The sequence below is a fragment of the Reinekea sp. genome (assembly GCF_982785585.1).
In genome coordinates this window covers 1-4,822 of the sequence record NZ_CEYAVF010000065.1, presented here as the reverse complement: position 1 = coordinate 4,822, position 4,822 = coordinate 1, and the positions used below count along the sequence as shown (strand labels likewise).

The following is a 4,822-nucleotide window of genomic DNA, read 5'->3' as shown; positions in this document are numbered from 1 at the left end:
GCGCATCAGAATCAAATGTTGCAACTGTTAGGCAGTACAGACCGTTCGGAGAAATTCTATGGTTTGGTGTTGGAATTGTTGCTGACGCGGAATCAGATGGCGGCATCATCAGACTCAAGGGCCTAGAACAGGGCCCTGTTTCCGTTTGCTTCAGTTCTGCACCGTGCAATGCCAGACATCGCCTCAAGCGCGATTAGCCGGGTTCAATGCCGGTTTTTCGCTGGGTTCTTACAATGCGCGCTGTGCAGTAAAACAAACCATTCAGCAAAAAGACTGAGCTTGCAAAAGATACCAGCAGATTGAGCCATAGAACCTTGAAAGGGTCCTCCCATAGGCTGCCAAAGCTGAATTCTTGCGGGAATACCAGGGGCGTGTATCTCGAAAAATCCTGAATAAGAAACGGCAACGGGTACCCCAGTGCAACTGCTGTCATCTCAGTCTCACTGTGAACCTCTTTTGGAATAAAGAGACTGGCAATTAGCAAGGTGATAGCCAGAACGCTAAATAGAATCTGCTTGCGCATGGAGCCCCCAGTTGGAATGTGGTGAAGTTCAGTATACCGAGGTTGTCTTCGAACTGAAGGGCGCCATGCCGTTAAGCCAGCGACTCATATCTGCCATGTAAACCCTCTATAGGTCAGCAAGCCTTACCAGGGTTGATCAGTTGTCGTGGGGTCCAGCCACCACCATACTCGTGCGTTAGATGCTGTTTGTGTGGCGAGCTGCCAAGACATCCTTTGTCGTTCACTTCTAGGCTTAACCAGCTTATGTGCACCGCCCATTACTCGCCTCTGGCCTGTTGGCGAAGGCGCATTCAAAGCAAGTTCTAGTAGGTTGAGTCGTCATATTTGGACCCCAAAAACCTGCTACAAACCACGATTTTTTGGTTGTATAGGCTCAATATCAACAAAAATACGTATCAGTAGACCTAGGATGATACTTGAACTCCGGCTTTCAAATTTCTACAGTGTCGCGGATGAGGCGGTAATCTCGTTTGAAATGGGTAAAAAACCAACTCAAAGTGGTTATGACATATTTCTGGCCAATGGCGACCGAATAAACAAGGCCATTGCGGTGGTTGGCGCCAATGGCGCCGGTAAAACACAGTTAGTGAAGGCATTTGCCTTCCTGAATTGGTTTACGACTGACTCCTTTCTGGCCGGTAATGGTGACAGCTCTATACCCTATGCTGCCCACTCATTGCATAAAGATAAACCAACTGTTTTTAACATTGCGATTTCTAGTGGCCGGTGAAGAGTACAAATACGAAGTATCGCTGCACAATAACAAGGTGCTTAAAGAAGCGCTGTACCAGAAAACCAGTAAATACTTTAGCTATGTTTTTGTGCGCGAGTCTACTGAACAGGGTTACCGGGTCAAGCAACAGGCATTTGGTTTTCCACCTGCGCAGGCACAAACGCTGCGCGCCAATGCATCATTGCTGGCCGCCGCGCAGAGCTATGGTGTGCTGGCGGCTAACCCGATATTAGAGGTCATTAACCGGGTATTCCATAACCTCAAAGACATCGGACGCAATCATTTTCAGCCTGTAAAAGTGTTGGAAAGTGCAGGTTATTACTACCAGTTACCTGAACTGTCAGAGCGTATGAACGCTGCCATCTGTGAGTTCGACTTGGGCATTGCAAAAGTCAGTATTCGAAAAATGGAGCAAACAAATCCTAATGGTGAGGTCGAAACACTCTACTTGCCCGTGGCCCTGCACATGGCGGGAGATAGGGTATTTGAATTACCATTCCTACAAGAATCCACCGGCACGCAATCGGCCTTTGTTTTGTTGAGTCTTGTGCTACCGGTGTTAATGAACGGTGGGCTTGCGGTAATTGATGAGATCGACAACGATCTTCACCCCCATATGCTGCCAAAACTGCTTGACTGGTTTCGCTTCGAGCACACCAATCCCCATCAGGCACAAATTATTTTCACCTGTCACACGCCGGAGGTGATTAACCTGCTGTCGAAACATCAGGTGTATTTGGTCGAAAAAGAAGAACAGTGCACCCAAAGCTGGCGTTTGGATGAGGTAAAAGGGGTTCGAGCCGATGATAACCTCTACGCCAAATACATGGCCGGTGCCCTGAGTGCCGTGCCGAATTTTTAAGGTCATGAGGCATGCCTAAAAGAAGAATTCGCAAGGTAGTGAAAACAACACTGCTGGTGGTTGGGGAGGGTGCAGCCGAAAAAGCCTTTATCGAGCATATGAAGGGCATTTAGGCGGCGGGAGTATTTGACCAAAAAGTGTCGGTTGATGCGGCCGACGGCGGGTCGCCAAGCGCAATGATCCGTTACATTGTGCGGACTAACTGTCACGTAAGTTACGACCGAACAGTGCTGCTGCTGGATACTGACATACCCATTACTACACGAGATCGCAAAGCAGCTAAAAAGCAAAAACTTGAGCTGATCGAAGCAACACCCCGGTGTTTAGAAGGGATGTTACTCGAGGTGCTAGGGCAACCCACGCCCGCTACGACTAAGGCCTGTAAGAGTGTATTGCACGCGCAACTCAGTGGGCCGGAAACCAGCAAACAGAGCTATGCGCCGCTGTTCGCTAAAGCTATTCTGGACTCAAGCACGAAAGCTCAAATAATTCGCTTAAAAGGGTTGCTCAGTAACAGTGTTAGCTAATTTCACCTATTTCGTTATGCCGATCAGAATCATAGGGGTCACCCATTAGGAAGCTGGTGTCAAACGGCTAAACTGAAAATGCCGGCCTTCATGTCTAGCTAACAGGGGCGACTTAGAAATCAATGGCTCTGACCCCTTTGAATTTGACAGAGCCCGTCATTCACGCTTTTTTAGAGGTGTATTGCTTTTCAGGGGTTCTAGGGTTTTGCCTCCATAGATTACGATTCTCTCCGGCTAATCACCGGCCAGCACCTCAGAAGGAAACCGGCCAAATTGATCCCAGTAAACCGGACATATAATTCTACAGCACCCCATTCCCATTGGGCTCTAGCCGATACATAACCGGCCAACAATATCTGACAAACCGGTCAAAAACTGCTAAAATACCAGTCAAACGCCTGAGTGAAAATACATGACAGCTGCGATTATTGATGCCAAAGAGGTAATAAGCACCCTGGAGCCAATGCTGGTACCGGAGGGAACCCCGCAACGAGACGAACTCGACGAAATGGCCATGGAGCTCGTCCAGAAATCTACGAAGTTAAGTGCAGGCATGAATGCAGACCTATCGAGGGGCGTCACTGTCCTGCTTCGCAACATGAATTGTTATTACTCGAATCTGATCGAAGGCCATGACACCCATCCTGTCGATATTGACAGGGCAATGCTCAAAGACTTTGATTCTGAGCCAGCAAAGCGGGACCTCCAAATGGAAGCCAAAGCTCACATTGCGGTACAAGAGCGTTTAGAAAACGACCTCTACACACAAGGAATCTTCACGCAACAGCTGATATCAGCCATTCACGCTGACTTCTACGCAGAGCTACCAGATTCCCTATCCGTGATTGAGAAACAAGATGGCACCACCATTAACATTATTGGCGGCGAATATCGAACAGGAGATGTGAAAATTGGTTTTCACATTCCTATATCTGCCGGTGCCATTAACCGGTTCATGATCCGTTATTTCGAAGTCTATGGCTGCATGAATAGACTGCGAGCAATTCGAAATGCCGGATCTGCTCACCACCGTCTCGCGTGGATTCATCCCTTCTGGGATGGTAACGGTCGTACTACCCGCCTTCACACTCAGTACGCGCTCGACAAAGTACTCGGTACGCACGGATTATGGTCTGTTTCCCGAGGGTTCGCCCGAAATGTCGATAAATACAAAGGCCACTTGCAGGCCTGTGACTCTACACGGCAAGTGGATACCGATGGCCGAGGTTACTTAAGCACAAAGGCGCTTATCAGCTTCAATAAATTCTTTCTGGAAACAGCTATTGATCAGGTCGATTTCATGTCGGGGTTGCTTGATGTTATCGGTCTGAGCGAGCGGGTCATGATTTGGGTTGGGAGCAAGATAGCCGCCGGCAGCTTCCCAGTTGGCTCAGATGCCGTGTTTCGAATCTTGTTAACCGAAGGTGGGATATCGAAAGCCGACGCCTCCGCGCTGATCGGTATGTCAGAGCGCAGTAGTCGTCGAAAGTTTGCCGAGTGGAAGCAACTGGGCTTGGTCGTTGAACCTAACGTGAGAACCATGAGAATCGCATTCCCAGCAAGTGTGGCCCATTACTGGTTTCCTGGCCTGTTTCCAGAATAATCCTTCCTGCATGGGGTTCTGGGGATTTTAAGGGTATTTTTACCAAAGGCGCCTGTAGGCCTTACGGCTTTTAGTCTCCAGGATAGCATTGCAATCTAGAACATCTCTTATGAATTAATGTAATTAAGTTCTAGGGGCCTTTAATGGCGGGGTGTTCAGAGCCATTTGTCTTTTTTCGAGGGAAAAACCCCAGAACCCCAATTATAAAGGGTTTTTAACGATATGTGTTCCTGGCGGACAATCTCGGCCACAGTCACGTTGTGTTGTGGAAGCAACTTTTTCAATATCGATTCTTTCTGTTCTGCAGAATAGCGAGCCATTCGGTTCTCATTAGCCGCCCCCTGATCTGGTTTTAGGTGGAATCTAGAGGGTGACAACTATCCTGACACAGGGGGCTCCCATTGTAGTGGTAATGTATTTTTTTACTAAAAACACTATTTTTGGTACCTGTCAATTCCTGGGGGGATTACCAGTTGACCGGTCCCCGTTGTTTTGGGATCGCGTTATTGCAGGGCAAGGCATAAAAAAGCCCACACGAGGTGGGCTCTTTTATTGAATATGGCGGAGAGTGAGG

At 48.3% G+C, this 4,822-nt stretch carries 5 protein-coding genes; 3 read left to right on the top strand and 2 right to left on the bottom strand.

All coding sequences use genetic code 11. The features are described from left to right. Positions 1 to 193: 193 nt before the first annotated feature. Positions 194 to 523: a hypothetical protein gene (locus tag AC4FIC_RS14985; RefSeq protein ID WP_100257246.1), complete on the bottom strand. Its 330-nt coding sequence runs from the start codon at positions 521 to 523 to the stop codon at positions 194 to 196. Positions 524 to 932: 409 nt separating this feature from the next. Between AC4FIC_RS14985 and AC4FIC_RS14980 the strand changes: the two genes are divergently transcribed. The 3 genes from AC4FIC_RS14980 to AC4FIC_RS14970 all read left to right on the top strand — a co-directional run bounded on the left by AC4FIC_RS14980 (position 933) and on the right by AC4FIC_RS14970 (position 4,248). Then, positions 933 to 1,253 carry an AAA family ATPase gene (locus AC4FIC_RS14980; protein WP_227003649.1) on the top strand — a complete coding sequence of 107 codons (321 nt, stop codon included), beginning with the start codon at positions 933 to 935 and terminating at the stop codon, positions 1,251 to 1,253. Further along, positions 1,243 to 2,118, top strand: a complete 876-nt coding sequence (locus AC4FIC_RS14975) for an AAA family ATPase (protein WP_273283701.1) — start codon at positions 1,243 to 1,245, stop codon at positions 2,116 to 2,118. The genes AC4FIC_RS14980 and AC4FIC_RS14975 overlap by 11 nt, the downstream gene beginning before the upstream one ends. 939 nt (positions 2,119 to 3,057) lie before the next feature. After that, a complete protein-coding gene (locus AC4FIC_RS14970; RefSeq protein WP_490359441.1) occupies positions 3,058 to 4,248 on the top strand; it encodes a Fic family protein in 1,191 nt (396 codons plus the stop codon). 155 nt (positions 4,249 to 4,403) lie between these two features. On the opposite strand, the gene AC4FIC_RS14965 is transcribed toward AC4FIC_RS14970, so the two are convergent. After that, positions 4,404 to 4,568 (bottom strand): transposase, encoded by a 165-nt coding sequence (locus AC4FIC_RS14965; RefSeq protein WP_145980270.1) that lies wholly within the window; start codon positions 4,566 to 4,568, stop codon positions 4,404 to 4,406. Positions 4,569 to 4,822: the final 254 nt, after the last annotated feature.

Coding starts and splice junctions, on each gene's coding strand:
- AC4FIC_RS14970 (WP_490359441.1), top strand. CDS start 3,058: ATGACAGCTGCGATTATTGATGCCAAAGAGGTAATAAGCACCCTGGAG.
- AC4FIC_RS14985 (WP_100257246.1), bottom strand. CDS start 523: ATGCGCAAGCAGATTCTATTTAGCGTTCTGGCTATCACCTTGCTAATT.
- AC4FIC_RS14980 (WP_227003649.1), top strand. CDS start 933: ATGATACTTGAACTCCGGCTTTCAAATTTCTACAGTGTCGCGGATGAG.
- AC4FIC_RS14965 (WP_145980270.1), bottom strand. CDS start 4,568: ATGGCTCGCTATTCTGCAGAACAGAAAGAATCGATATTGAAAAAGTTG.